23 protein-coding genes and 1 tRNA gene are annotated in these 25871 nt (G+C 68.7%); 19 read left to right on the top strand and 5 right to left on the bottom strand.

All coding sequences use genetic code 11. From position 1 onward, the window contains the following. Positions 1 to 233 precede the first annotated feature (233 nt). The 4 genes from KOE53_RS05465 (at position 234) to lplAB (ending at position 4078) form a co-directional block, all read left to right on the top strand. Positions 234 to 1904, top strand: a complete 1671-nt coding sequence (locus KOE53_RS05465; RefSeq protein WP_188057722.1) for a sodium:solute symporter family protein — start codon at positions 234 to 236, stop codon at positions 1902 to 1904. Beyond that, on the top strand, positions 1904 to 2035 hold the full coding sequence (locus KOE53_RS05460; RefSeq protein WP_215401671.1) for a putative transporter small subunit: 132 nt from the start codon (positions 1904 to 1906) through the stop codon (positions 2033 to 2035). Before KOE53_RS05465 ends, KOE53_RS05460 begins: the two co-directional genes overlap by 1 nt. A gap of 80 nt (positions 2036 to 2115) precedes the next feature. Beyond that, a complete protein-coding gene (locus KOE53_RS05455; RefSeq protein ID WP_188057702.1) occupies positions 2116 to 2997 on the top strand; it encodes an alpha/beta fold hydrolase in 882 nt (293 codons plus the stop codon). A 31-nt stretch (positions 2998 to 3028) separates the two neighbouring features. Beyond that, positions 3029 to 4078, top strand: coding sequence for a lipoate-protein ligase LplAB (gene lplAB / locus KOE53_RS05450; protein WP_188057721.1), 1050 nt, complete (start codon positions 3029 to 3031; stop codon positions 4076 to 4078). Positions 4079 to 4124: 46 nt separating this feature from the next. Here the strand turns inward: lplAB and KOE53_RS05445 are convergent, their stop codons facing one another. Further along, entirely contained in the window at positions 4125 to 5099 is a 975-nt protein-coding gene (locus tag KOE53_RS05445) for a quinone oxidoreductase family protein (protein WP_188057701.1), read from the bottom strand. Positions 5100 to 5282: 183 nt separating this feature from the next. Between KOE53_RS05445 and KOE53_RS05440 the strand changes: the two genes are divergently transcribed. Continuing rightward, positions 5283 to 6167, top strand: a complete 885-nt coding sequence (locus tag KOE53_RS05440; protein ID WP_188057700.1) for a glycerophosphodiester phosphodiesterase — start codon at positions 5283 to 5285, stop codon at positions 6165 to 6167. Positions 6168 to 6225: 58 nt separating this feature from the next. Next, positions 6226 to 7185: an aldo/keto reductase gene (locus tag KOE53_RS05435; protein WP_188057699.1), complete on the top strand. Its 960-nt coding sequence runs from the start codon at positions 6226 to 6228 to the stop codon at positions 7183 to 7185. A gap of 38 nt (positions 7186 to 7223) precedes the next feature. On the opposite strand, the gene KOE53_RS05430 is transcribed toward KOE53_RS05435, so the two are convergent. Then, the gene (locus KOE53_RS05430; RefSeq protein WP_188057698.1) at positions 7224 to 8390 is read right to left on the bottom strand and encodes a glycerate kinase; all 1167 of its coding nucleotides are present in this window, start codon (positions 8388 to 8390) and stop codon (positions 7224 to 7226) included. Between the two features lie 65 nt (positions 8391 to 8455). Between KOE53_RS05430 and KOE53_RS05425 the strand changes: the two genes are divergently transcribed. The 11 genes from KOE53_RS05425 to KOE53_RS05380 all read left to right on the top strand — a co-directional run bounded on the left by KOE53_RS05425 (position 8456) and on the right by KOE53_RS05380 (position 20176). Beyond that, the gene (locus KOE53_RS05425) at positions 8456 to 9127 is read left to right on the top strand and encodes a TrmH family RNA methyltransferase (protein WP_188045852.1); all 672 of its coding nucleotides are present in this window, start codon (positions 8456 to 8458) and stop codon (positions 9125 to 9127) included. A 75-nt stretch (positions 9128 to 9202) separates the two neighbouring features. Then, positions 9203 to 9279 (top strand) — tRNA-Arg (locus KOE53_RS05420). Positions 9280 to 9403: 124 nt separating this feature from the next. Then, complete coding sequence (locus KOE53_RS13700) at positions 9404 to 9532, top strand: hypothetical protein (protein ID WP_255499186.1); 129 nt, start codon at positions 9404 to 9406, stop codon at positions 9530 to 9532. 8 nt (positions 9533 to 9540) lie between these two features. Further along, complete coding sequence (locus tag KOE53_RS05415; RefSeq protein ID WP_241095487.1) at positions 9541 to 10218, top strand: response regulator transcription factor; 678 nt, start codon at positions 9541 to 9543, stop codon at positions 10216 to 10218. A gap of 134 nt (positions 10219 to 10352) precedes the next feature. Beyond that, positions 10353 to 11387 carry a sugar ABC transporter substrate-binding protein gene (locus KOE53_RS05410; protein ID WP_188046484.1) on the top strand — a complete coding sequence of 345 codons (1035 nt, stop codon included), beginning with the start codon at positions 10353 to 10355 and terminating at the stop codon, positions 11385 to 11387. Positions 11388 to 11430: 43 nt separating this feature from the next. Beyond that, entirely contained in the window at positions 11431 to 12954 is a 1524-nt protein-coding gene (locus KOE53_RS05405; protein ID WP_188057697.1) for a sugar ABC transporter ATP-binding protein, read from the top strand. Continuing rightward, a complete protein-coding gene (locus tag KOE53_RS05400) occupies positions 12951 to 13931 on the top strand; it encodes an ABC transporter permease (protein ID WP_188046482.1) in 981 nt (326 codons plus the stop codon). Before KOE53_RS05405 ends, KOE53_RS05400 begins: the two co-directional genes overlap by 4 nt. Before the next feature lie 49 nt (positions 13932 to 13980). After that, positions 13981 to 15402, top strand: coding sequence for an amidase (locus KOE53_RS05395; protein ID WP_215401670.1), 1422 nt, complete (start codon positions 13981 to 13983; stop codon positions 15400 to 15402). A 114-nt stretch (positions 15403 to 15516) separates the two neighbouring features. After that, positions 15517 to 17526, top strand: a complete 2010-nt coding sequence (locus tag KOE53_RS13695) for a TPM domain-containing protein (RefSeq protein WP_188057696.1) — start codon at positions 15517 to 15519, stop codon at positions 17524 to 17526. Between the two features lie 112 nt (positions 17527 to 17638). Next, positions 17639 to 18352 (top strand): PspA/IM30 family protein, encoded by a 714-nt coding sequence (locus KOE53_RS05385; RefSeq protein WP_188046480.1) that lies wholly within the window; start codon positions 17639 to 17641, stop codon positions 18350 to 18352. Positions 18353 to 18520: 168 nt separating this feature from the next. Next, on the top strand, positions 18521 to 20176 hold the full coding sequence (locus tag KOE53_RS05380; RefSeq protein ID WP_215401669.1) for an N-acyl-D-amino-acid deacylase family protein: 1656 nt from the start codon (positions 18521 to 18523) through the stop codon (positions 20174 to 20176). On the opposite strand, the gene KOE53_RS05375 is transcribed toward KOE53_RS05380, so the two are convergent. Together KOE53_RS05375 and KOE53_RS05370 are read right to left on the bottom strand one after the other, a co-directional pair. Next, positions 20173 to 20940 (bottom strand): serine hydrolase, encoded by a 768-nt coding sequence (locus KOE53_RS05375; RefSeq protein ID WP_188057695.1) that lies wholly within the window; start codon positions 20938 to 20940, stop codon positions 20173 to 20175. The two genes, KOE53_RS05380 and KOE53_RS05375, sit on opposite strands and share 4 nt — an antisense overlap. Further along, on the bottom strand, positions 20937 to 21803 hold the full coding sequence (locus KOE53_RS05370; RefSeq protein WP_188046478.1) for a serine hydrolase: 867 nt from the start codon (positions 21801 to 21803) through the stop codon (positions 20937 to 20939). Before KOE53_RS05370 ends, KOE53_RS05375 begins: the two co-directional genes overlap by 4 nt. A 169-nt stretch (positions 21804 to 21972) precedes the next feature. Between KOE53_RS05370 and KOE53_RS05365 the strand changes: the two genes are divergently transcribed. Continuing rightward, a complete protein-coding gene (locus KOE53_RS05365) occupies positions 21973 to 23349 on the top strand; it encodes a serine hydrolase domain-containing protein (RefSeq protein ID WP_188057694.1) in 1377 nt (458 codons plus the stop codon). On the opposite strand, the gene KOE53_RS05360 is transcribed toward KOE53_RS05365, so the two are convergent. Next, positions 23339 to 24658 (bottom strand): M20/M25/M40 family metallo-hydrolase, encoded by a 1320-nt coding sequence (locus KOE53_RS05360; RefSeq protein WP_215401668.1) that lies wholly within the window; start codon positions 24656 to 24658, stop codon positions 23339 to 23341. The two genes, KOE53_RS05365 and KOE53_RS05360, sit on opposite strands and share 11 nt — an antisense overlap. A 243-nt stretch (positions 24659 to 24901) precedes the next feature. On the opposite strand from KOE53_RS05360, the gene KOE53_RS05355 reads away from it, so the two are divergent. Next, complete coding sequence (locus KOE53_RS05355) at positions 24902 to 25858, top strand: S66 peptidase family protein (protein ID WP_188057693.1); 957 nt, start codon at positions 24902 to 24904, stop codon at positions 25856 to 25858. The last annotated feature ends 13 nt before the right edge of the window (positions 25859 to 25871 follow it).

The following is a 25871-nucleotide window of genomic DNA, read 5'->3' as shown; positions in this document are numbered from 1 at the left end:
GTATCTACCCAGTGACTACTGAACAGAATTTCTCGGCGCCCGCGACTGCGGCCCGTCTTATTCCCTCGACTTCCCTCCGACTCGTACGCTGCGGTCCCGCGACCGAGCTCCCGCTTCCGACCTAGCGACTCTCTCGTCTCCGTGATCCGCGATTTCATCGCATCCCAACGAGAAAGAGAGACTCCCACTTGGATACGTTCCAATTACTTTCAGGGCCCGTGACGGTCCTGCTCATGCTGTTGTTCTTCGGCGGCAGCCTGTACATGTCGATCCGCATCTCCAAGAAGAAGGAGAACGCCGACGGCTTCATGACGGGCGGCGGCAAGATCGGCTTCGGCATCTCCGCGGCCTCGATGACCGCGACCTGGATCTGGGCGTCGTCGATGTACGCCTCGGCCACGTCCGGCTACACCTACGGCATCTCCGGCCCCGTCCACTACGGGCTCTGGGGTGCCCTCATGATCCTGCTGATCTACCCCTTTGGGCGCAGGATCCGCGCGGTGGCACCGCGCGCCCACACCATCGCCGAGGTCATGTTCGCGCGGCACGGCCGTTCGAGCCAGCTCATGCTCGCCGGCTCGAACGTGCTCGGCAGCCTGATCAGCCTCACGTCGAACCTCATCGCGGGCGGCGCGCTGATCTCGATGCTCTCGCCGTTCAGCTTCACGCAGGGCATCATCGCGATCGCCGCGGGCGTGCTGCTCTACACGCTGTGGTCGGGTTTCCGCGCCTCGGTGCTCACCGACTTCGCGCAGGTGCTCGCGATGCTGGGTGCCGTCGCGGTCATCATTCCCGTGGTGTTCTTCGCCGCGGGCGGCCCCGGGCTCTTTGAAGCGGGCGCCGAGAATCTCACGCGCGAGCAGCAGAACTTCTTCTCGTCTGACGCGTTCTTCAACCAGGGTGCGCCCTACATCGCCGCGGTGCTCGCCTACGCGATCGGCAACCAGACGATCGCGCAGCGCCTCTTCGCGGTCCGCGAGGACCTCATCAAGAAGACGTTCGTCACGGCGACGGTGGGCTACGGCGCGACCATCATCGGCATTGGCATGCTCGGCGTGATCGGGCTTTACGCCGGGGTCACTCCCGCGGGCGGCGACCTGAACAACCTGATCCCGCAGATGGCGTCGATGTACCTCGGCCCGATCCTGATCTGCGTGTTCTTCGTGATGATCATGGGCTCGCTTGCCTCAACCGCCGACTCGGACATGACGGCGCTCGCGTCGATCATGATGGCCGACGTGTACGGTCAGAACATCGCGGGGAAGAGCCGCGCAAACCCGCGGACCATGATCCTGGTGGGCCGCATCACGATGATCGTCGCCACCGCGATCGCGCTGGGCTTCGCCTCGATGCAGTTCAACATTCTCGACCTGCTCGTGTTCGTTGGTGCACTGTGGGGCGCGCTCGTGTTCCCGGTCATCGCGAGCTTCTACTGGGGCCGCGTGACCAACCTGGCCTTCGTGTCGGCGGTGCTTGCCGCGCTCGCGCTCTTCCTCCCGGTGCGGTTCGAGTGGATCGAGCTCTCGGGCGGCGTCGGCATCTTCATCGACGTGCTTGCGGTGCTGGGCGTCGGGGTCGTGCTCGCGCTCATGGCGTTTGGGTTCTTCGGGATGAAGCCCGCGATCGTCATCGGCGTCGTCTCGACGCTCGCGGTCGCGCCGTTCGGCATCGGCTTCCTGCACACCTACCCGGTGCTCGCGGGATCGCTTGTCGCCTACGCCGTGAGCACTCTGGTCTGCGTCGCCCTCACGATGGCGAACCGCGGGCCGGCGTTCGACTTCGCGCTGATCAAGGAGCGCACGGGAGATTTCGACCCGGCGAGCGCGGCAGCGCGGGACGAGGCGGAACTGCGTGACCTCGAGCGCGACCTCGACCCAGACCCGACGATGGAAAGGAAGTTCTGATGGAAACGATTTGGCTGACGATCTATGTCCTCATCTGGCCCGTGGTGGTCGCGGGCACGCTCTTCGTAATCGTGCGCGCGTTTTACCGTGACTGGAAAGAGTCGCGCCGCGAGGGCCGCGACCTGATTTAGTGCCCGGGGGTGTCCGAGTGATCGGGCACCCCGCGTGCCGGAAGCGTGCGCCGACGTGTCCCAGGCCCCACAATGGGGGCATGGCGAACGAATCGGGCAAGACACAGGTCACGCGGCAGGACTCGAGCTTCATCGACGCGCACGGCGTCGAGATCCGCACCTACTCGTGGGTGCCGCAGCAGCCGCACGCCGTCGTGCAGATCGCGCACGGCATCGGCGAGCACGCGAAGCGCTACGAGCACGTGGCGCAGGCGCTCGCCGCCAACGGGTTCGCGGTCTACGCCGACGATCACCGCGGGCACGGCGAGACCGGCCGTCTGCAGACGGGAGGGGTGCTCGAGAACCTCGGCAAGCTCGGGCCCGGGGGCCTGCGCGCCGCCGAGGCCGCGATCCTGCAGTTCTCACATGCGATCAAGCAGGCGCACCCGGATCTGCCCCTCACATACCTGGGGCACTCGTGGGGCTCGCTCATGGGGCAGCGCATTCTCAACCGCCACCCGCGCGAATACGCCGCGGTGATCCTGTCGGGCAGCGCCTACCGGGTGCCGGGCTCGATGGAATCGGGCGACCTGAACAAGCACCACAAGCACCTCGGCACCACCGGGTTCGAATGGCTGAGTCGCGATCCCGAGGTCGCGCGCCGGTTCGCCGCCGACCCGCTCTGCTTCGACGCCGACGTACTGAAACTGCTCGGCCTCCGCGACGGACTGCGCCTGTTCGGCAGGCCCGCAGGCGGCCTCGACCCGAGCATGCCTCTGCTCATCGTCTCGGGGACCGACGACCCGCTGTCGGTCGGCGACTCGATCCGCAAGCTGGCCGACGCGTACCGCGGGCGCGGGCTCAGGGACGTCACGCTGCGCACCTACGCGGGGGCGCGGCACGAGATCTTCAACGAGACCAATCGCGACGAGGTGATCGCCGACGTCGTGACCTGGCTGCTCGAACGGTTCCCCAGCCGTTAGGGCCGAGCTGCACTAGCCTGAAACCATGGCGATGCACGGTGAGTACAAGGTTCCAGGCGGCAAGCTGGTCGTCGTCGATTTCGACGTCGTGGATGGGCTGATCCGCGAGTTCCGGCTGTCGGGCGACTTCTTCCTCGAGCCCGACGAGGCCCTCGACGACATCAACCTGGCGGTCGAAGGGCTGCCCGCGAACTCGAGCATCGAGCACGTGGCGACCGCGATCCGCTCGGGAATCGACCCTGGGGCGCAACTGCTTGGCTTCGCGCCGGACTCGGTCGGCGTCGCGGTGCGTCGCGCGATGACGGGGGCCGCCCAGTGGCGCGACTACGACTGGCAGATCGTGCACGAGCCGCCGTTGTCGCCGGCCCTGCACCTGGCGCTGGACGAGGTCCTTACCGCCGCGGTCGGGCAGGGCGAGCGTCAGCCGACCCTGCGCATCTGGGAGTGGGCAGAACCCGCAGTCATCGTCGGCAGCTTCCAGTCGATGCGCAACGAGGTCGATGAGGTGGCGGCTGAGGCGGAGGGTGTCCGCGTCGTGCGGCGCATTTCGGGAGGCGGCGCCATGTTCGTCGAGCCCGATTCGGCCATCACGTACTCGCTCTACGTGCCCGGCGAGCTTGTGCGGGGCATGAGCTTCGAGGCGTCGTACGCCTTCCTCGACGAGTGGGTGCTGGAGGCGCTGCAGTCCTTTGGCATCGACGCGGTGTACAAGCCGCTCAACGACATCACGAGCCCGCAGGGCAAGATCGGGGGCGCCGCGCAGAAGCGGCTCGGCTCGGGCGCGGTGCTGCACCACGTCACAATGTCGTACGACATGGACGCCGAGAAGATGACGCGCGTGCTGCGTATCGGGCGCGAGAAGCTCTCGGACAAGGGCACGACGAGCGCCCAGAAGCGGGTCGACCCGCTGCGCTCGCAAACGGGCGAGACGCGCGCCGCGATCATCGAGCGCCTGATTCAGACGTTCAAGCAGCGCCACGGCGGCACAATGGGCTCTGTGACCGACGCCGAGTACGCGGCAGCGGAACTTCTGGTCGCCGAGAAATTTTTGACCGAGCAGTGGCTGCGGCGGGTGCCGTAGGCCTCACCTTTCCGTTCGGCCGCGCGGCGCAGGCAGGATCCTGCCGTCAGCGCTTGGCTGCGGGCTCGAGGAGGACTTTGCCGGTGGTGCGCCGTCCCTCGAGCGCCGCGTGCGCGAGCCCGGCATCGGCGAGGGGGAAACGGGCGCCAATGCGCACGTCGAGCGCGCCAGCCTGGACCGCTGTGAAGAGCTCGCGATAGCGCCAGGCCCGCTCTTCAGGCGTGGCCAGGAAATGGGCGAGGGTGGGGCGCGTGAGGCTGAGGGAGCCTCCCGCGTTGAGTCGCTGTGGGTCGACGGGCGGCACCTGCCCGCTCGCGCCGCCAAACAGCACGAGGCTGCCGCGGATGCGGAGGGCCGCGAGGGATCCGTCGAACGTGTCTCGGCCCACGCCGTCGTAGACGACCGAGACCCCGGAGCCGCCCGTGAGCTCGCGGGCCCGCTCGGCGAAGTCGGCGTAGCCGAGCACCTCCTCGGCCCCGGCCGTGCGACTGAGTGCGGCCTTCGCGGGGGATGATGCGGTGCTGAGCACGCGCACGCCCTGCGCGGTGAGCAGTTGCGTGAGCAGCAGCCCAACGCCGCCCGCCCCGGCGTGCACGAGCACGGTATCGCCAGCCTCGGGCTGCGCGATTGAGCGGGCGAGGTAGTGGGCGGTGAGGCCTTGGAGGGGGAGCGCGGCCGCCGTTTCGAGCGACACTCCCGTCGGCACACGGGCCGCTCGCTCGGCGGCGATGACGAACTGCTCGGCATAGGTCGCGTGACCCTCTGCGGTACAGACGCGGTCCCCCGGCGCAAACCGAGTGACGCCCGCGCCGACCGCGAGGACGGTCCCCGATGCCTCGCCGCCGGGGATGAACGGCAGCGGCAGCGGGTAGACGCCCGCGCGCTGATAGGTCTCGATGAAGTTCAGTCCCGTGGCGTGCGTCTGCACGAGCAGCTCCCCGGGGCCGGCCGCGGGGGCGGCGGCGTCGAACAGCCCCAGCTTCTCGGGGCCACCGGTCTCGTGAACGTATATCGCGCGCATGGGCACTCCCTGCTTGGCCTCTGTACAGTCTATGGAGAACTCGCCGGATCCGGGCCGGGTGCTTCGCGCGGGATGCCCGCGACGCGCCGTAAAATATTTGGTCACAAAACGGTAACGCGTCTCAGTATGCTGGAGCCACCGCGCGACGAGGCGTGGCACGACGTCCGGGCAAGGGGGCCCCGCATGGCACAGTTTGGGGACACCCAGGGCAGCGGCGTCGTCCGCGTGGGCCTGCTTGCCTGGTTGCTGGCCACGCTGCTCGTGGTGGTTCCCGGCGCGACGCCGTATGCCACCCCTGCGAGCGCGCTGCAGGTGCACGGGGCGCTGCAGCGGGAGTCCGGGGTGGGCATCATCTCGCACCGTGGGGCGGCCGCTCAGGCCCCCGAGAACTCCCTCGCAGCGATGCGCCTCGCGATCGCGGAGGGCGCCGAATTCGTGGAGACCGACGTGCGGTTGACCTCGGACGGCGAGCCGGTGCTGATGCACGACCCGAGGGTGGACCGCACGACCAACGGGACCGGGCGGGTTGCCTTCCTCTCGCTCGCCGAAATCCGCGCGCTTGACGCCGGCAGCTGGTTCGATCCGTCCTTCGCGGGAGAGCCGGTGCCGACGCTCGCCGAGTTCATCGGGGTGCTCGACCCGACCCCGACGCGGGCGTTGATTGAGTTAAAGGGAAAGTGGACGCCCGAACGCATTGACGATGTGCTGGCGCTCCTGCGCGAGCACCAGATGGTCAACCGGGTCGTGCTGCAGTCGTTTGAGCTGCCGACGCTGCGCATGCTGCAGGAGGAGGGGCCGGAGTTCGCGCGACTGCTGTTGACCCGGGGACTTACCGATGAAATGGTCGCCACCGCGGTCGAGCTCCAGGTGTCGGCCGTCGGGGCCCGAGACGATCGCTTCCTGCAGGCCCCCGACTTCGTGGCACGCTTGCGCGCGGTCGGCATCGGCACCGCCACCTACACGCTGAACGCCGAGACGGAATGGGACTCGGCGGCAGAGCGCGGCATCGACCTGGTCGTCACCGACGACGCGGTCGCCTTGGCCGCCTGGCGGGACTCGCGGCAATAGGCTCGAGGGGTCGCGCAGTGATGCGCCGTTCATTGACCTCGGCGAAGGAGCCCAGCCCATGACCCAGCCCACTTCGGTTCGTATCGGAACCTCGGACCTCGCGGTCGCCCCGCTCGCCCTGGGCGGGAACGTGTTCGGGTGGACGGCCGACCGCGACACCTCCTTCGAGGTGCTCGACACCTTTGTCGCCGGCGGCGGCGACTTCATCGATACCGCTGACGGCTACTCGGCGTGGGAGCCGGGCAACACCGGGGGAGAGTCCGAGACCATCATCGGCGAGTGGCTGGCTGCCCGGGGCGGCCGCGACGGCGTGACGATCGCGACCAAGGTCTCGAGCCACCCAGAGTTCTCGGGACTCGCGGCGGCGAACGTGCTTGCCGCGGCCGATGCGTCGCTCAGCCGCCTCGCGACCGACCGAATCGACCTGTATTACGCCCACTTCGACGACGCCGATACCCCGCTGGAGGAGACGGTCGCCGCGTTCTCATCGCTGGTCGACGCGGGCAAGGTGCGCGCGATCGGCGTCTCCAACTACACCGCCGAGCGGGTCGCCGAGTGGTTCCGGATCGCGCGGGACGGCGGCTACCACCTACCCGTGGCGCTGCAGCCGCACTACAACCTGGTCGAGCGTGGCTTCGAGACCAACGGGCTGCGCGCGGTGGCTGAGGTCGAGGGTCTCTCGGTGATCCCGTACTTCTCGCTGGCGGAGGGGTTCCTCGCCGGGAAGTACCGGAGCGATGCAGATGTGACCGCGCCGGGCGCGAGCGCGCGGGCAGGGGATGCCGCGGTGTACCTGAACGACCGTGGCCGCATGGTGCTCGCCGAGCTCGACCGCGTGGCAGCGGCGCACGGCGCCCCGGTGGCTTCGGTCTCTCTGGCCTGGTTGCGCCAGCAGCCGACGATCGTGGCGCCGCTCGCGAGTGCCCGGGTGCCGTCACAGCTGGAGGCGCTCCTCGCCTCGATGACGCTCGAGCTGACGGGCGATGAGGTCGCCGCGCTGAACGCCGCCTCGGCGTAGGCCAGATCGCGCTTGTTCGTTTCCCGGGCCTCGGCGGGTCAGTCCAGGGGGAGACCGCGCGCGGGAAGCCTCGCGCCGACGAGCGCGCACGCCTGAGCCGCGGCCTCGGCGAGCAGCTCGGGCGTGCGCGGGGTGAGCTCGTCGAGCGTGGCCGGCCCCTGGGCGATCGAGAGGGCCGCGGTGAGCCCCGCGGCGCGGCATTCGCGTGCGCTGAGCGCGAGCGATCCGACGACGGCAAGTACCGGGGTGCCGCGGCGCACCCCGGACAGGATCCGCGAGAGCACCTTCCCGTCCAGCGACTGGGCGTCGAGGCGCCCCTCCCCGGTGATGACGAGCGCGGCCTCGGCGAGCGCCGCGTCGAGGCCGACAGCCCGGGCGACCAGGTCTGCGCCAGGGGTCACCTCGGCGCCGAGCACCGCGACGAGCGCCAGGGGTAGGCCGCCCGCTGCCCCCAGCCCGGCCCGGCTTTCGAGCCCCGCATCGGGCGCCAATACCCGGGCGAAACGGCCAAGCGCGGCATCGATAGCGACGATATCGTCCGGGGTCGCGCCCTTCTGAGGACCGAACACGGCGGCCGCGCCCCGCGGGCCAGTGAGCGGGTTGTCGACGTCGACGGCGACGCGCCACCGTGCGGCCCGGGCGGCCGGGGAAAGCCCGGTGAGATCAACGCGATCGAGCTGGGCGAGGCCGCGGGGCCCGGGGGCGAGCTCGTTCCCCGCCGAGTCGAGCAGGCGGGCACCGAGGGCGACGAGCAGCCCCGCCCCGCCGTCGTTCGTCGCGGACCCGCCGACGCAGAGCAGGATCTCGGTGGCACCGGCGCCCAGCGCCGCGAGGGCGAGCAGCCCGACACCGCGGGTGTCGGCGCCGAGCGGCTGCGGTGCGACATCGCTCACGTGTGGCAGGCCGTTCGCCTCGGCAGCCTCAATGATGGCGGTGCGGCCGTCGGCGCTCAGCCCGAAACGTCCGTCGCGCGGGCGACCGAGCGCGTCTGTCGTCGGGGCGGTACGCACCGTCCCGCCCCACGCGGTAGTCAGGGCATCGAGCGTGCCCTCGCCGCCGTCGGCGAGCGGCAGCTCGCGGATCCTGACCGTCTCACCCAGCGCCTGCCGCACCCCGCGGGCGAGCGCGCTCGCGGCCGCCACCGAATCGCAGCTGCCCTTGAACGAGTCAGGGGCGACGACGACGAGCGGCAGTGAATCGGTCATGTCTGCGAGTGTAGGGCGTGCGAACGCGGGTGTTCCCGGCGCGTGGGGCCTGCGACAATGAAGTCGTGACTGACTCGCCAGAGACCCCGCCCGCTCCCCACCACGAGCGCACCACCTCGGGCGTTGGGCCGTGGCCAGGTGGGCCGGACGAATGGCCGGAGGAGGCGCACTTCGACCCCGAACTGCTGCGCGATGGCGACACCCGCAACGTGATCGACCGCTACCGGTATTGGCGCATGGACGCGATCGTCGCCGACCTCGACACCCACCGCCATCCGTTCCACGTCGCTATCGAGAACTGGCAGCACGACATGAACATCGGCTCGATTGTGCGCAGCGCCAACGCCTTTGCCGCAGACACCGTGCATATCGTCGGGCGCCGCCGCTGGAACAAGCGTGGGGCGATGGTCACCGACCGGTACCAGCACGTCGTGCACCGCCCGGACATCGACGCCCTGGTCGACTGGGCCGCCGACGAGGGAGTGCCGATCATCGCCGTTGATAATGTTCCCGGCTGTGTCCCGATCGAGACGTTCGACTGGCCCGAGCGCTGTGTGCTGCTCTTCGGCCAGGAGGGACCGGGGCTCACTGACGAGGCAATCGGCGCGGCGGAGGCGGTCGTCGAGATTACCCAGTTCGGGTCGACGCGTTCGATCAACGCCTCGGCTGCCGCGGCGGTGGCGATGCACTCGTGGGTGCTGCAGCACTCGCCACTCGTTCCGCGACGCGCCCGGTAGTCGCCCAGAAGGGGCCTCGATTTCCCATTCGCTGAGACATCCGGTAATGTTTCTCTGGTTGGTAAAACAACGAATGCGCCCGTAGCTCAGCTGGATAGAGCATCTGACTACGGATCAGAAGGTCAGGGGTTCGAATCCCTTCGGGCGCACCACGGAAACCCTCGTCGCGAAAGCGCCGGGGGTTTTTTGGTGTTTGGGGCGAGGGCGACGCGGCTGGGATTTGGGCCAGGCGGGGCATCGTCGCAAGTTCCGCAGTGAGAGTAAGGCGGTCCTCCCGTGAGTATCCTCCCGTCGACCGCGGTGCGTCCAGCCGCTAGTCTGCTGCTCAGCGGCTGCGCCGCGAGCACGACGGCGCTGCAGGAGAAGACCGGGATCGACTCTTCCATCAGCGCGGTCGTGCAGTAGGGGGAACCGTGATCAGCTACGAGAGCTTTCTGCAGTTCGGCCGCGAAACGAACTCGTCCGCGCAAGTGAGCCGAGCGGCGACCGGGCTCCTCGACGTCACCGCGTTCGCAAGCGTGGCGGTGACCTATGCACCATCCGGGGTCAACCGGCACCAAGTGCTGTTCTCGCACGGGTACTCACGTGACAATATGCTGCATCTCAGTACCGACTATGTGGTGAGTGATCCCCACTATCGACAGATCGCTGCGGCGAAGGTGCCGCCGACCTGGCGAGATACTGGCTTCGGAACGAGCTATAGCGCCCGGACTTGGCTTATGCCGTCCGGGTATCGAGACGGCGTCTCGATGGCGATACACGATGACGAGTTCGGCGAGGTGGGCTCGGTGCATGCGAACTCCTTTGACGATGGGATCGACGAAGTTCAGGTCGGAGCGGTGCTCGCGCTTGGAAGCTACCTCTCGACGCTCTTTCACGAGCGGCGACGAAGTGATCAGTTGCAGCTGACGGCGCGCGAGATTGAAGTGATCGGTCTCGTCGCGCAGGGTGCGAGCAACCCGGAGATCGCCGAGCAGCTGCACCTATCGCGCAGCACCGTCGGCACTCATATCGAGAATATCCTCCGCAAGACGGGCGCTCGTTCGCGAGTCGATATCGCGGTGGACGCGGTGCGTCGAGGCCTCGTCTAGACGCCATCTGTGCGCTTCTGCGCGCAGAATTAGGTCAGTTGACCGATTGAGTGCAGCGACGGTGTCTGGCTCAATAAGTGGTGCCCAAGACAATGACGTCTGCTGCACGAAGGCTGTGCTGCAGCCTGAGCACTATGGAGGCCCTCGTGGGGCGCACACTCAAGAACACCGACCGCAGGATCCACGCAAGGCGCGTGCTGACCGCGCTCGCCGCAGGCGCAGCACTCGCCCTGACCGCGTGCACCAGCGCGGCAGATGTCAATACCAACGCTGCAGGGAGCGACGCGGTCGCGGCCCCGACCTCGAAGAAGATTGCGTTCGATTACCCATTCACCTCGCTCGCCCTGTACTCGAGCCTCGTCGACATGATGACTGAGCGGGCCGAGGAGCTCGGGTACACGGTCGTGACCACCGATGACCAGGCCAGCCTCGACAAGCAGATCACCAACCTGAACGGGCTGGCGACCTCGGACGTCGCGGCGGTCGTGTCGTTTCCGATGGAACCTGCCGCGGTGACCAACATCATGACCCAGATGCAGGGCAAGGGCATCAAATGGGTGACCTACGGAACGCACATTGACGGCGAGGACGGCTCGATTGACTTCGCCGGTGAAGCGACTGCACGGGCACAGGTCGAAGCCTTCGTCGCCTGGGCTGCGGAAAATGACGTGCAGTCCGGGACCGTCCTGCTGACCGTGTTTGAAAACGACGACCTTGGCCGGAGCCGGTCCGTAGGCATGCGCGAGGCGATGGCAGAGCTTGCCCCGCAATTCACGGTCGTGGAACAGTCCGCGGCGAACTCCGAGGACGGGCTGGCAGCGGGCCGCGCTGAGCTCGCGAAGAACCCGGACCTGGTCGGCGCGCTCGGTCTGAACGACGATGCGACCCTCGGGCTTGCGCAGGCGAGCAAGGAATTTGGCAAGGTGCCGAGCGACGTGTTCTATCTCGGGGGAAACGATGGTTCACCTCAGGTGCTGGAGATGATGCAGCGTGGTGACTCCGTCATTCGCTCGACGATCGCACTGGATACGGCAGCCACCGGCCGTGCGCTTGCGGAAATGCCTATCGAGCTCATCGAGGGAACCGGGCCGGGCACCTTCGTTGCGAAGTTCGAGCTGGTCACCGCAGGAAGCCCCGAGCTGGACAAGTTGCTCGGCGCGGCCAGCTAGAACATCAATCCGTCGAGCGGTGAACAGGGAGAAGTGCCACCTAGTGGATGAAGATCGGGGAGCTGCGCCGTTGCTGGTGGCGAGCGGAGTGACGAAGTGGTTTGGAAAGAACCCGGCGCTGGGAGGCGTGGATTTCACGGTGACCAGCGGGAAGGTGCACGCGCTGCTCGGCCATAATGGCGCCGGCAAGTCGACGCTCATTTCGCTCCTTTCGGGGGCGCAACAGCAGGATGGCGGAGAGATCGTCGTGCAGGGGGCCACGCCTGATCGATGGACTCCGGCTTCCGCGATCGAGCACGGCATCGCTGTGATCTATCAGCATCTCTCGCTCATCGACAGCCTTGACGTGGCAGACAACATCTTCCTGGGGCGAGAGCGTCGTTCCCGCTGGGGCATTGACCGGGCGACGCAGCATCGCGAGGCTGCGGCAATGCTGCGCCGCCTGGGCGCGACCTGCGACACGAGCAGCCTGGTGGGCTCGCTCACCACCGCCCAGAAGCAGCTCGTGGAGATCGCGAAGGCGCTGCAGCGCGACGCTCGGGTGCTCATCCTCGACGAACCCACCGCTGCCCTATCCAATCAGGAATCGGATGCGCTGGGCGGCCTCATCGAGACGCTCAAGGCACAAGGGATGGGGATCGTGTACGTCACCCACCTGATCGGCGAGGTACAGCGCCTGGCCGACGAGGTGACCGTGCTCGAGGGCGGCAAGGTGCAGTTCCATGGCGACATCGCTGAAATCGGCTTCGATGCGCTCGTTGCACTCCTGAGTCATGGCAACGCCCGGTCTGCACCGCTCGCCGAGCGGTCACTCGGTGTCGCCGCCCTTGAGGCCACCGCGATCCGGGGCGACGGCTTCGGGCCAGTGGACCTAGCCGTCCGCGCCTCCGAGATCGTGGTGGCGTTTGGGATGCTCGGCTCGGGACGAGGTGAGATGCTGCGCGCGATTGCGGGTGCCCAGCCTTTCACTGGCCAACTCGCGACCCAGGCAGGGCCGCACCGCCAGCTATCGGTGCGCAGCGCCCAGGACGCGGGAATCTTCTATGTCGGCCCAGACCGCCGAAGGGACGGCCTCTTTCGCACCAACAGCACCTTCGACAACCTGCTCATGAGCAGCTTCGCGCCGCTCGCTCAGGGGCTGCGATCGAGCGGACGTGAGCAGGCGCACTGGGAGCGCGCCCGTGCGGCCGTCGCGCTCGCGGACATCCCCGAGACGCCGGTGGGAAACCTCTCGGGTGGGAACCAGCAAAAGGTGGTGGTGGGCCGAGTGCTCGCTGGCGCCCGCACCCCGAGCGTGCTCCTCCTCGATGAACCGACCCAGGGCGTCGACATTGGTGCGCGCGCTGACATCTATCGAGCCATCGCCACCGCGTGTGAGCGAGACCAGGTCGGGGTCATTGTCTCGACAAACGACCCGGAGGAGGCAGTGCTGCTCGCAGACCGGATCCTGGTCTTCGGCGGGGGCCGGATCACTGCAGAGCTTCGCCGAGGCGAATTTGACGAAACACGAATTGTCGCACTGGCCTCTCAACCCAGCGGCGCAGAACCAGAAGGATCACTGACATGAGCACCACAACTGACACGCGGGTCCGCAGCAGCATCGCGAGCAAACTGTTGGGTGCCGAGTTCGCCCGGCGAAACATCTTGCTCATCGGGCTGATCGTCCTCGTGATCGCCTTCCAGAGCATCAACAGCGTCTTTCTCACGGTGGGGAACGTGCGCGGGATCCTCCTGGATCTGTCGATTCTGCTGATCCTCTCAGTTCCCGCGGGGCTGCTGCTCATTGCGGGGTATGTCGACTTCTCTGTGGGCTCCGTCATTGGGCTCTCCGGAGTGACGGCTGGGCTACTCATGACGAAGGCTGGCGTGCCAGTGATCCCGGCAATCCTGCTCACGCTCCTCGTTGCCGCTGCAGTGGGGGCACTGAACGCATACCTCGTCACGATTCTTGGGTTCTCTCCCATCATTGTCACCTTCGGCACGCTTGCCCTGGTCAGCGGTATCACCCTCGGCATTGGCGCGATCCCTACCGTCGGATACCCCGAGGCCTTCCAGAACATCGGCGGGGCCCAGGTCGCGGGCGTGCCGGTGCCGGTGCTGATCGCCCTCGCGGTGCTCTTGGTTGGCGCGTTCGTCATGTGGAAGCTGCCGGTCGGCCGTCACATCTACGCCATCGGCTCGAATCGCGAAGCAGCGTATCTCTCGGCCCTCAAGGTGCGCAGCATCCCGTTCGGCCTCTACGTGTTGACCGCAGTTGCCGCGGGGCTCGGGGGCATCATCATGGCGGCTCGCCTGAACACCGCATCGTCCGGGACGGGCAGCGGTTTTGAGGTCACGCTGCTCACCGCGCTGTTGCTCGGTGGCATCAGCTTCTTTGGCGGCTCGGGGTCGCTCTTTGGCGTCGTCGTCGGCGTGCTATTTCTGGGCGTGCTGCAGAACGGCCTCGTGGTGCTCGGCGCGCCGAGCTTCGCGCAGCAGGCGGCGACGGGCATCGTCCTGCTCGGCGCCGCGGCCCTGAACTACCTGTCCGAGAAACGTCGCTAGCGCCGCGCAGACGGCTGACCCACCCCTCACTACAAACTGGAGAAGACTCTTGGATACCGAAATTCACTGGCTGCCCGCCACCGAGCTGGCCGAGATGGTGCGATCGGGCGACCTCTCCTCGCGCGATATTGCAGAGGCGCTCGTGGCACATGTTGAGCGCGTAAATCCGCAGGTGAACGCGTTGATTACCTGGGATCCCGAGCAGGTGCTGCGCGACGCGGCTTGGCTCGACGAGCACCAGGCGAAGCACGGGGTCAGCGGTCCGCTGCACGGCGTGCCCTACACGATCAAAGACCTGACGGCGGTGGCGGGGCTCCCGCTCACCCAGGGGATCGTGACGCTGAAGGATAACGTTGTCGACCACGACGCCCCCATCGTGGAGCGAATGAAGCGCGCGGGTGGCCTCTTCCTCGGGAAAACCAACACGCCCGAGGCTGGCTACTGTGGCAAGACGTCGAACCACCTGTTCGGCGCCACACGGAACCCGTGGAACCCGGCGATGTCGGCGGGAGGGTCGAGCGGGGGCGCCGGAGCGGCGGTTGCCGCGGGCCTCGGGCCGCTTGCGGAGGGCAGTGACGGGGGCGGCTCGATTCGCGTTCCCGCGGCGTTCAATGGGGTCGTCGGCTTCAAGCCATCGACCGGCAGGATCCCGCACACCTCGGGCAGCGCGCGGTACGCGACGAACATCTTCCACGGTCCGCTGACACGCACCGTCGCTGACACCGCGTTGATGCTCGACGTCACCGCGGGGGAGGACCCGCGAGACCCATTGTCGCTGCCCGACCCCTTGGGCTCGTATCTGGAGCGTCTCGACGGCGAAATTTCTGGCTGGCACATTGCCTATTCGCCTGACCTGGGCTTTGCCCACGTCGACCCAGAGATCACCCGGATCGTGGAGTCGGCGGTCGGTCGCTTTGCTGACGCAGGCGCCATCGTGGAAGAGGCGACGCCGGACTGGCCACACCCCGACGATGCGATGTGGAATGGTGTGTGGGTGCCGGGGCTTGCTTCGCTCAGCGGAGCGTTTGACCTAGACCAGATGGCGGGCCTGCTCGACGACGAGTTGATTGAATTGGTCCGTGCGGCCGATGCGCTGACCGCGACGGACGTGGCGCTTGCCGACGTCGTGCGGGGCCAGATCTATGACGCCTTCGAGCGGTTCATGCGGACCTTCCGGATCATCGCGTCGCCGACGACCATGACCGCCACCTATCCCGTGGAACGCTTCAATCCCGCGCATCTGGACGGCCTCCCCGTGCGCGACCGCCTGCTGGGTTGGTCGATGACGCACATTTACAACCTGACCACGACCCCTGCCATTTCGGTTCCCTGCGGCTTCACGGCCGACGGCCGGCCCGTCGGGTTGATGCTCGCGGGACGCCTGCATGCTGACGGCGACGTCCTCAACGCGGCGCGGGCGTTCGAGCGACTGCAGCCGTGGGCAGAGCTGCGTCCCGCGCTCGCTCGCTAGCACGCACAGGTCAGCCGGGGGTCAGGCATTTCATGCTGGCGGCGGGCGCGTGTCCGCTTCTAGACTGTGGCCAAGTACGGGGCGACTCGTGTGCGCGTCGTGGCGGGAGACGGAATGAAGCGAATTGCCATCACTCTGGGTACGTGCGCGCTGCTCGCACTCGCGTGGCTCGCCCCCACGGCTGCCTCGGCTGCTGAGCCCCCGGAGTTCAACGGCGGCTACGTGATCGATGACACCTCCGCGGGGGTGCTCGGGTCGGAGGTGGGCGACCTTGAAGGGCAGGTGCGCGCCTTCGCCCAAGAGCACGGTGTGCAGTTGTTCGTCGTCTACGTTGACGAGTTCAGCTCGCCGGCCGACCCAGAACAGTGGGGTGCGGCGACCGCGCAGAAGAACTTCCTCGGGGACGATGGGGTGCTGCTGAGCGTGGCGGTGCAGGATCGCCTCTTCGACCTGAACGCCGCCGAGAACCTCGTCTCCGACGAGCAATACGAGACGCTGACGAGCGAGTATGTGCGGCCCGCTCTCAAAGACAGCGACTGGTCGGGGGCGATCACCGCGACCCTCGATGGACTCGAGAACACGGTCGTGAACCCGCCGGCTGGCGGCTCGGGGACGGGCACGGTGGTTGCAGTCGTCGGCGGGGTGGTGGTGGTCGGCGGCATCGCCGCCGGCGTCACGATCGCCCGGCGCACGCGCAAGAAGGCTGCGCAACAGGCGGGTGACGCCCCCGCGCTGACGCTCGACGAGCTCGAGGCGCAGGCCAGCGGTCTACTCGTGCGCGTCGATGACGACCTGCGCAGCAGTGAACAGGAACTCGGATTCGCCCAGGCGCAGTTCGGTGAAGCTGTCGCCGAGCCGTTCTCGGCGGCCATCGCCGCAGCCCGCGCCCAGCTACAGTCCGCCTTCCAGCTGCGGCAAAAGCTCGACGACCATCTCCCCGATTCCGACGAGGACCGCCGTGCCTGGCTGGAAGAGATCATTCAGAACTGCACCGCGGCGAAGGAGTCCCTCGACACGCACACCGAGTCGTTCTCGCGGCTGCGGGAGGTCGAGCAGCGCGCGCCCGAGGTTCTGGCGCGGGTGCAGGCGCAGCTCGCGGAGGTTTCGGCGGGCCTGAATGCCGCCGAGGCGACCGTTGCAGCGCTCGCCGCCGAGTATGCGGATTCGGTTGTGGGGCCCCTGCGAGCGGGCATCGAGGAAGGGGCGACGCGCCTCCGCTTCGTCGCGGAGTGCGTGGACTCGGCGACTCGCGAGCTGGGGAGCGGAGACAACGCCGCCGCCGCAGTCACGCTGCGCGCGGCAGAAGCGGCGCTCGAGCAGGCGCGCCTGCTCGCGGCTGCGCCGGAACGCCAGCGAGGAGAGCTCGCGGAGGGGACGCGTCAACTCGAGGCCGCCTACACCGACCTGCGGTCGGACCTCCAGCTCGCCGGCCAGTTCGCGGCCACCGCGACCGAGGCCGACCGGCAGGCGATGCGGGCCGCCGCGCAGCAGGTCACCGCGGTGCTTGAGGCCGGCGCCCAAGGTGATCCCGTTCGTGCACTTGCCGCCGCGGCAGCAGCCAACGTGCAGATCGACTCGGCCATCGGCGCCGCCCGCGAGGCGGCGGAGCGCCACCAGCGCGCCGCGGCCGCCCGCGACGAGGCGCTCGCCTCGGCACGGGCCGAGGTGCTCGCCGCCGAGCAGTTCATCGAGACGAGGCGCGGTGCCATCGGCGCCCAGGCGCGCACCAGGCTGTCGGAGGCGCGCCGGCAGCTGGAGGCTGCGGAGCAGGTTGCCGAGAGCGACCCAAACCGCTCGTACCAGAGCGCTCTGCAGGCGAGCCAGTACGCGCGCGCCGCGTACCAACTCGCCTCGTCCGACGTCAACGGCTGGGGCGGCCCCGGCGGCGGCGGGACCTGGGGCGGCTCGGGTGGCACCGTCGGCGGAGGGTCGAACGGCAGCTTCGGCGGTGCGGTACTGGGCGGGATCCTCGGCGGAATCTTGAGCGGCGGCGGATCGGGCAGCTCGGGCGGCAGCTGGAGTGGCTCCAGCGGCGGCTTCCGCGGCGGCTGGAACGGCGGCGGCTCGATCGGCCGGGGCAGCTCGGGTGGCGGCGGGCGCCGCGGCGGCGGCGGGCGGTTCTAGCCCGGGGCACCCCCACGGGAAGTGACCGCACACAGTGCTTCGCCTGCCAGGCCGGTAGGCGAGAGAACCTCCTCCGAATGGGTTCGGTGGAACAAGAGGAAAGGAAACCGACATGGCAAAACAGTCAATCCTTGGTCGAATCGCGCAGCTTGCGAAGGCAAACATTAATGCGCTCCTGGACGCAGCCGAGGACCCGGAGAAGATGCTCAACCAGATCGAGCGCGACTTCAAGAACAGCATTGCTGACGCCGAGAGCTCGGTCGCCCAGACGATCGGCAACCTGCGCCTGATGGAGGCTGACCTGGTCGAGGACCAGCAGGCGATCGTCGAGTGGGGCACTAAGGCGAAGGCCGCCTCGGCGCAGGCCGAGAAGCTGCGCGCCTCGGGCGATGTCGCTGACGCGGACCGTTTCGATAACCTGGCCCGGGTCGCGCTGTCCAAGCAGATCTCCTTCGAGAAGGAGGTGGCGAGCGCGGAGCCGAGCGTGCAGGCGCAGCAGCAGGTGGTTGACCAGCTCAAGACCGGCCTGCAGACGATGCGAGAGAAGCTCGTGCAGCTGCAGGCGAAGCGCGACGAGCTCGTCTCGCGCGGAAAGGTCGCGCAGGCGCAGGGGCAGGTGCAGGACGCGGTGAAGAACTTGGACGTTCTCGATCCGACGAGCGAGCTGGGCCGCTTCGAGGACAAGGTGAAGCGCCAGGAGGCGATGGTGCGCGGTCAGGCGGAGCTCGCCGCCTCGACGCTCGACGCCCAGTTCAACGAGCTCGACGATCTGGGCTCGCTGAGCGAGGTCGACCTGCGACTGCAGGCACTCAAAGCCGGCGAATAGCTCGGCGGCGCCGCGCGGCACTGATGATGCGGGTCGGATGGGGGCGAGAGTGCTCCGAATCCGGCCCGTGTTTTCAATCCCCGAGTAGCATGACCTCATGGCGATCACCGATGATACGTGCCGTAATGGGGAACCGCTGAGCGCGCAGCGGGTTCAAGAGCGTGGCCGGTGACGAACGCAGCGACGGGCACCCCGATCCACATTCGCGGCGGTGTGGTGGTCGACGGCCGCGGCGAGCCCGCGGTGCGCGCCGACGTCTGGGTACGCGATGGTCGGATCGAACGGGTGCTCACGCCCGGGCGACGCCTGGATCGAGACGCCACGGTGATCGACGCGGGCGGACTCGTCGTCGCCCCCGGCTTCATCGATCTGCACTCGCATGCGGACTACACGGTCGAAACCGAGGCCGCGGCATCGGGGCAGCTCGCGCAGGGAGTGACGAGTATCGTGACCGGCAATTGCGGGTGGTCGCCGTTTCCCGTCGCTGACCTGGCGGCGCTGCGCGACTGGAGCGCATTTCTCGGGGGCGGCCCGAGCTACAACTGGCGGGACCTGTCGGGCTTCGCGGATCGCGTGGACGCGGCAGCTCCAGCGCTCAACGTCCTGCCCTTGCTCGGCCACGCCCCAGTGCGCATCGCGGTGCTCGGCGGCGAGCGACGAGCGCCAAGCGCCCAGGAGCTGGGGTCGATGCGGGGCATCGTCACGGCATCGCTCGACCAGGGCGCCTGGGGTCTTTCCACGGGCCTGATCTATGCCCCGGGGTCATTTGCCGAGCCGGCTGAGGTGGCCGAGCTGGTGCGCGTCGCGGCCCTGCGCGGGGCGCTCTATGCGAGTCACATCCGAGATGAGACGGGTCGCCTGCTCGAGGCGGTGGATGAGGCCATCGCCGCGGCCGGGGCGGCGACGGGCTCCGGCAGTGCGCCCCGGCTCCAGATCTCGCACATCAAAGCGATGGGGCCGGCGAACCACGGACAGGTCCCGCTCGTGCTCGAGCGCATCGACGCCGCCCGCGCCGCGGGCCTGGACGTGGCCGCGGACGTCTACCCGTACACCGCCTCGGGCACCACGCTCGCTTCGCGGCTGCCGGTCTGGGCGCTCGACGGGGGTGCGGAAGCGCTGTGCGCGCGGCTGGGGCACCCCGAGACCCGCTCGCGGATCCAGACCGCCCTGGCAGAGCGCTTCGACGCCGGTGATTTCGACCCCGCCGGGATCGTCATCAACCAGCTCTCGGCCGGGCGGTTTCTGGCCGCGCGGGGGTCGACGCTCGCCGAGATCGCGGGCACGCTCGGGGTGGCGCCCGCCGAGGCTGCCCTCGAGGTGCTCGCCGCCCACGGCGGCGTGGCAGGGATCATCAACCACGCGATGCGGGAAGACGACCTGCGGTCCGCGATCGCGCACCCCCAGGTGGCCATTGCGAGCGATGGCGGGCCGCTCGAGCCCACGGGGCACGGCACGACGCACCCGCGAGCGTTTGGGACGTTCCCTCGGGTCTTTGCCCAGTACGTGCGCGAGCAGGGGGTCATCTCGCTCGAGGAGGCGGTGCGAAAGTGCACTTCGCTCCCGGCGTCCCGGCTGGGCCTGACCGACCGCGGCATCGTTCGGGCGGGCGCGGTCGCCGACCTGACGCTGTTCGATCCGGCGGGCATCGCGGACCGCGCGACCTTCGCGGAGCCCTGGCAGCTCGCCACCGGCGTGGACGCGGTACTCGTGGCGGGTCAGCTCGCGTGGTCGGGCGGTCGGGCCACGGGAGCGCGGGCGGGCGGCGTGCTGCGGCGTGGACGGCCGGGGGCCGCGGGGCTGGATCGGTCGGCTCCGGGCGGCTAACGCGCGGGGAACAGCGCTCCGGCGATAGCCCGGATGAGCGCCTGAGCGCCCTGCGCCTCGAACCCCTCCGTGCAGATGGCGAGCACTCGGAAGTCGTCCGCGCCGGGCGTGCCGATCGCGGCCACGTCATGCCGAATTGCGTCGACCCAGCCGCTCTTGGACGCCCACGGTGAGCCCGCGGGGAGCGCGTCGGCGATCATGGGGAACCGCTGCGCGCGAAGCACGCCGATGAGGTGCGCGCGCGACGCCTCGGAGAGGCACGGGCCAGCGGTCACGGCATACATGAGTCGCGCGAGATCGAGCGCCGACGCCGCGTGCGTGTAACCGGCCTCGCGCGCCGCGTAGTCGCCGATGAGGCGGGTCATCCGTGCGCCCGGCACCCCTAACTGCTCGCAGGCGACGCGCACCGCGTCGAGCCCGAGGGTCTCGACGAGGAGGTTCGTGGCCTCGTTGGACGAGACGATGAGCATCCGCTCCAGGCACCAGCCCAGGCTGACCGGCGTGCCCGGCACGGGGAAACCCGGGTCGACCTCGTCCCAGTCGAAGGCGAAGTCGGGGGCGCCGGGAATCCTGCTCGAGAAGACGCTGCGACTTGGCACGGTCTGCGCGAGACTCAGCGCACCCGCGTCGACCGCGAGCAGCAGCGCCGCTGCCACAGCGAGCTTGATGGTGCTCGCCGCGTAGAACTCTCGGCCCGGCTCGTGCCCGGCCAACGGCACGCCGTCCGCCCCGAGCAGCGCGAAAGACGCGATGGGTGCGTTCACTGTGCCGGGGTAACGCGCAGGGTCGGGTCGCTGAGGAGCGCGGCGGTGATCGCTTGAATGGCAGCCTGGTACTGCGGGCCGAGATAGGCGCGCGTGCAGATGCACAGGCAGAGCATGCGGCCGTCGATGTTGAGGAAGGCCAGGTCGTGCCCGATCCCCTCCACGCTGCCCCCCTTGCCGCCGGTGTCGAGCTGCCAGCCGTTCGCGGCGGCGAGCGCCGCGGCAGACACGCCGATCACCGGATCCACGCGCTCGCGCAGCAGCTGCATGGCGTAGGCGGTCCGCTCGGCATCGAGGAGCTCGCCTCGGACGAGCGCGGCCATAAATCGCGCCAGGTCGAGTGCCGTGGTGCGATTCGTGAGTCCGGCGCGCAGGCCCGCCTCGTCCGAGTAGGGACGCTGCATGGCGGTGTGGTGTACCCCCGCTTCGGCGAAGGCGGTGGCGATGGGGTCCGGCCCGAGCGCCTCGAAGCACATATTGGTGGCGCAGTTCGCGCTCACCACAATCATCCGCTCGAGCACCCGCGCCAGGGTGACGGTGTGGCCAGGGGAGCCAAGCGTCGGCTCGGTCTCCTCGACCTCCATCACGTAGCGCCCGGCGCCCGGCGCCATGCTGGTGAACTCGTGCGTCACCTGCCACTCGTCGTCGAGGTGCCACGTGCCGCGCTGCACCTCGCGCAGGGCGGCGACGAGCACGCCGATCTTGACGGTCGACGCGGAGTAATACGAACGCTCGGCGTCGTACGCGCGCAGCACGGCGCCGTCCGCGTCCACCAGGGCATAAGAGATCATGGGCACGCCGTCGGAGTAGTCGCTGACCACCCCGCCCGCGGCGTCACCGAGACCGAAATCGGGTTGGTTCACAAGATCCTCCTCTTACGTATCGCAACATTGCGTCGCCCGAGCCACATGAGCCCCCGCAAACTCATTGAAACGGGAACAAATGCGTGCTTGAGCCTACACCTCGACCGCAAGATACGTAGCCTATAGTGGGCGAGAGATCAGTGTTGTTCGACCGGAGGAGTCCCTCGCAATGCCCGATTCCGACGCCGCACCGCACGGCCTTCACGCGCTCGCCGCCGCACGCGAAGCCCCCGCAACCCTGCTCGCGGTCGAGCGACCGGGGGTCGGCGCCCTGCTCGCCGCCCGGGGCGACGCTGGTGATGGGAGCGCGCCCGATCTCGATACGAGTTTCCGCATCGCGTCGTGCACCAAGTCCTTCACGGCGGCGCGCGTGCTGCAGCTGCGCGACGCCGGGTTGCTCGACCTCGATGACCCGATCGACCGCCACCTCCCAGTGGCCCCGCTCCTCATCGGCGATGGCCATCCGGTGATCACCGTGCGCGCGGCGATGTCTATGTCGGCCGGGCTGCCAACCGACGATGCGTGGGCCGACCGGCAGGAGTCGATGGCTCCGGGTCTCCTTGACGCGCTCGGCGCCGACGGCGTGCGCCTGGTGCGGGCGCCGGGCAGCGGCTACGAGTACGCCAACCTCGGCTTCGCCTGGCTGGGGCGGGTGTGCGAACACCTTGACGGGCGACCGTTCGCCGAGCAGGTCCGTGATGAGCTGGTCCTGCCGCTTGGCCTGGGGGAGGTGACGTTCTCGGAGCCGCGCACGGGCCGCGTCGCGACGGGGTACGCGCGGGTCGGGGGTGAGTGGAGCGCTCAACCGGTGAGCGGACCCGGCGCCTTCTCTGCCATCGGCGGGATCTTCGCCTCTGGTGCCGCGCTGCTGCGTTGGTCACGCTGGCTGCTCGAGGCCTGTGGTGACGCCGTCGGCCGTGATGACCGTGTGCTCTCGGCCGCGAGCCGCCGCGAGATGCAACGGCCGCAGACGCTCATTTCGTCCGCGGGGACGGGCTCCAGCGCGGCCTACGGTTTCGGGTTGGTAATTGAGGCTGATGAGCGACTCGGCACCGTTGTCTCGCACTCGGGCGGGTACCCGGGCTTCAGTGCGCACATGCGTTGGCACCCCGTCAGCGGCATCGCGGCGGTGGGGTTCGAGAACGCCCGCTATAGCGGGGTCTCAAGGATAGTGACGCAGGCGCTCGCGGAAGCCGTCGGGGCTGCGCAGACTGCGGCCGAGCCGTGGCCCGAAACCCAGTCGGCGGTGCGCGCCGTCACCGCGCTGCTCGCCTCTGGGGGCGGCGACGACTGGCTGCGCTTCCTCGAGCGTGAGTGCGATCCGGTGGTCGCCCTCGACGACTCGGCCGACGATCGGCGGCTGCGCGCCGCGGCGCTGGTCGGAGATGGCGCTCGGTCGGCGCCCCCGACGTTCCCCACCGCGGCGAGCGCCGAGTGGCAGGTAGAGGGGGCCGCGGGCTCCGCGCGCGTCGTGCTTGAGCTGTCGCCGCTCGAGCCGCCGCGCATCCAGCGACTCGAGATATCGGCCGCGTCGGTTACACCTTGAGCAGGAAGTCGCTCAGGATCAGCTGCCCGCCGTTGACCGACGCGACTGGGATGCGCTCGTCGATGCCGTGCACGCCGGCGCTCGTGCGGCCTTCGGGGTCCGCGGTCTGCGGCGTGAATCCGAAGCACTCGATGCCGAGCGTCGCGAATGCCTTGGCGTCGGTGCCGCCGCCCATGCAGAACGGGACCACGGCCGACTCTGGGTCATAGCGCAGCAGCGCGTCGCGCATCGCGGCGAACCAGGGGGAGGCTGAGGAAAACTGCGTGGGTCGGCTCGGATCGGTAAAGCTCCACGCAACATCCGGACCGATTAGTTCGGCGAGTGTCGCCTGGGTGGACTCGAAGGTGCCGGGGAGGCAGCGAACGTCGACCTCGGCCTCGGCCACCCCGGGGATGACGTTGACCTTGTAGCCCGCGCTGAGCATCGTCGTCGTCGCCGAGCAGCGGATGGTGACCCGCGCCACCTCGCCCGCAGCGCCCATGCGGGCTATGGCCGCCTCGACTCCCGCCTCGGTGTCGAGGTCTGCGACGTATCCCAGCGCGGCGTTCGTGCCCGCGATGTACTCGCGCACGGGCTCGACGAGGTGGAGCGGCCACCGGTGCGTGTTGATCCGGTGGGCCGCCCCCAGCAGCTTCGTGACGGCACTGTCGGGCGTGGGTCGCGACCCGTGGCCCGCCGGCCCCTCGGCGCGCAGCTTCATATGGAGCGTCCCCCGCTCGGCCACGGCGATCGGGAACACCGTGACCTCGGGGCCCGCGGCGGAGGGCAGGCACATGGCGTTCCCTCCGGACTCGCCGATCGCCGCGGTGACCCCGGCGAAGAGCTCGGGGTGGGCGTCCACAATCCAGTGTGATCCCCAGGCCCCACGGTCTTCCTCGTCCGCGATGAAGAGGAAGAGAATGTCGCGTTGCGGGGCGATCCCGTCCCGCGCCCACTCGAGCAGCGTCACGATCATCATCGCGACGGTGCCCTTCATGTCGCTCGCGCCCCGCCCGTAGACGTAGCCGTCGCGAATCTGGCCCGCAAACGGCGGGCTTGCCCACTGCGACGGCTCGGCAGGAACGACGTCGAGATGACCGTGCACCAGCAGGGCGGGCAGGGCAGGATCCCGGCCGTGCACCCGCACCGCCACCGACGCGCGATGCGGCTCGGGGGCGTACAGCTGGGGCGCGTAGCCTGCGGCGCGCAGGATCCGCGCGATCTCTTCGGCGAGGGGCGTCTCGCCGCGGCTGTCGCCATCGCCAAAGTTCGATGTGTCGAACGTGATGAGGTGCGCGCACAGCTCGGCCGGGGTCATCGATGGTTTCACGCCTAGCCATCCTCTCTGAGGGCTCGGGATGGGAATCTGTGTCTAGCGGGCAGAAAGTTACGTCACATAACACCAGCGTGTCGGGGTTGCCTGTGCTCGCGTCTTTCGCAATCTTATTGCTGCTTCTCGAAGAATGGGGTACTTGCGGCGGGCTTCTTATGATTCGTAAGATGAGGGAACTGGTGGGCCACCTGCGCGCAAATGCGCGAGGCACCATCAGGAAATCCGTCTCAAAGGAGCGACATGACCGAGAACGCCCGCATCGCCGCCGCGCTTCGCCCGCTGCAACCGGGTGACCGCTGTGCGCTGATCAGCCCGTCGGGAGCCTCTGAGGAGGAGGCGATCGCCAAGGGAGAGGATCTCCTGCGCTCCTGGGGTCTCGTGCCCGTGCGGGCCCCGCACGTGGCCGACCGTCACGCCAGGGCAGACTACCTGGCGGGTGCGGATGAGGACCGGGCGGCAGACCTCACCTGGGCGTGGACCGACCCTGAGATCAGCGGAGTGTTCTGTGTGCGCGGTGGCTACGGCGCGATCCGGGTACTCGATCACCTCGACCCCGAAGCGCTCGCGGCGGCAACCCCGAAGCCGCTCTTCGGTTCCTCCGATATCACCGCGCTTCACGAGTATTGGCAACAACACCTTGGCGTCCCGACCTGGTTCACCCCCATGATCGCCACGGGCGACTTGCTCAATAGCCCCGAGAACGTCGACGCGCTGCGCCGCGCCGTGCTCGGTGATGGGCCGCTCGAGGTCGCGAGCGACCTCGAGACCGCGACCCTCGTGCCGGGCGTCGCGCACGGCGAGCTGACCGGCGGAAACGTGAGCCTGCTCGCGATGAGCACGGGGTCGCATCCCGGCACGCGGACCCGCGCCGAGGGCCGGATCGTGCTGCTCGAGGAGATCCACGAGTCGGCCTATCGCCTGGATGCGCTCATGCAGATCCTGTTGCGCTCGGGCTACTTCGATGGTGCCGCAGCGGTCGGCCTCGGCACCTGGGTCGACTGCGGCCCGGTCGAGGACATCCGCGCTCTGATGGAGGAGCTTCTCTCACCGCTCGGGATCCCGGTCGTCTGGGGGCTGCGCTTCGGCCACGGGGCGCGGGTGTCGTCCTTCCCAATCGGGTGCGGTCTCACCGCGACCCTCACGGCCGACGACCAGCCGCGGCTGGTCTTCGATCGCGTGGACGCCCGCTCCGCGTGATCAGGCTGGCCCG

Source organism: Leucobacter sp. CX87, assembly GCF_018682295.1.
Lineage (GTDB): Bacteria > Actinomycetota > Actinomycetes > Actinomycetales > Microbacteriaceae > Cx-87.
Note: the sequence above shows the minus strand (reverse complement) of the source record. Positions and strands in the feature narration are given on the sequence as shown.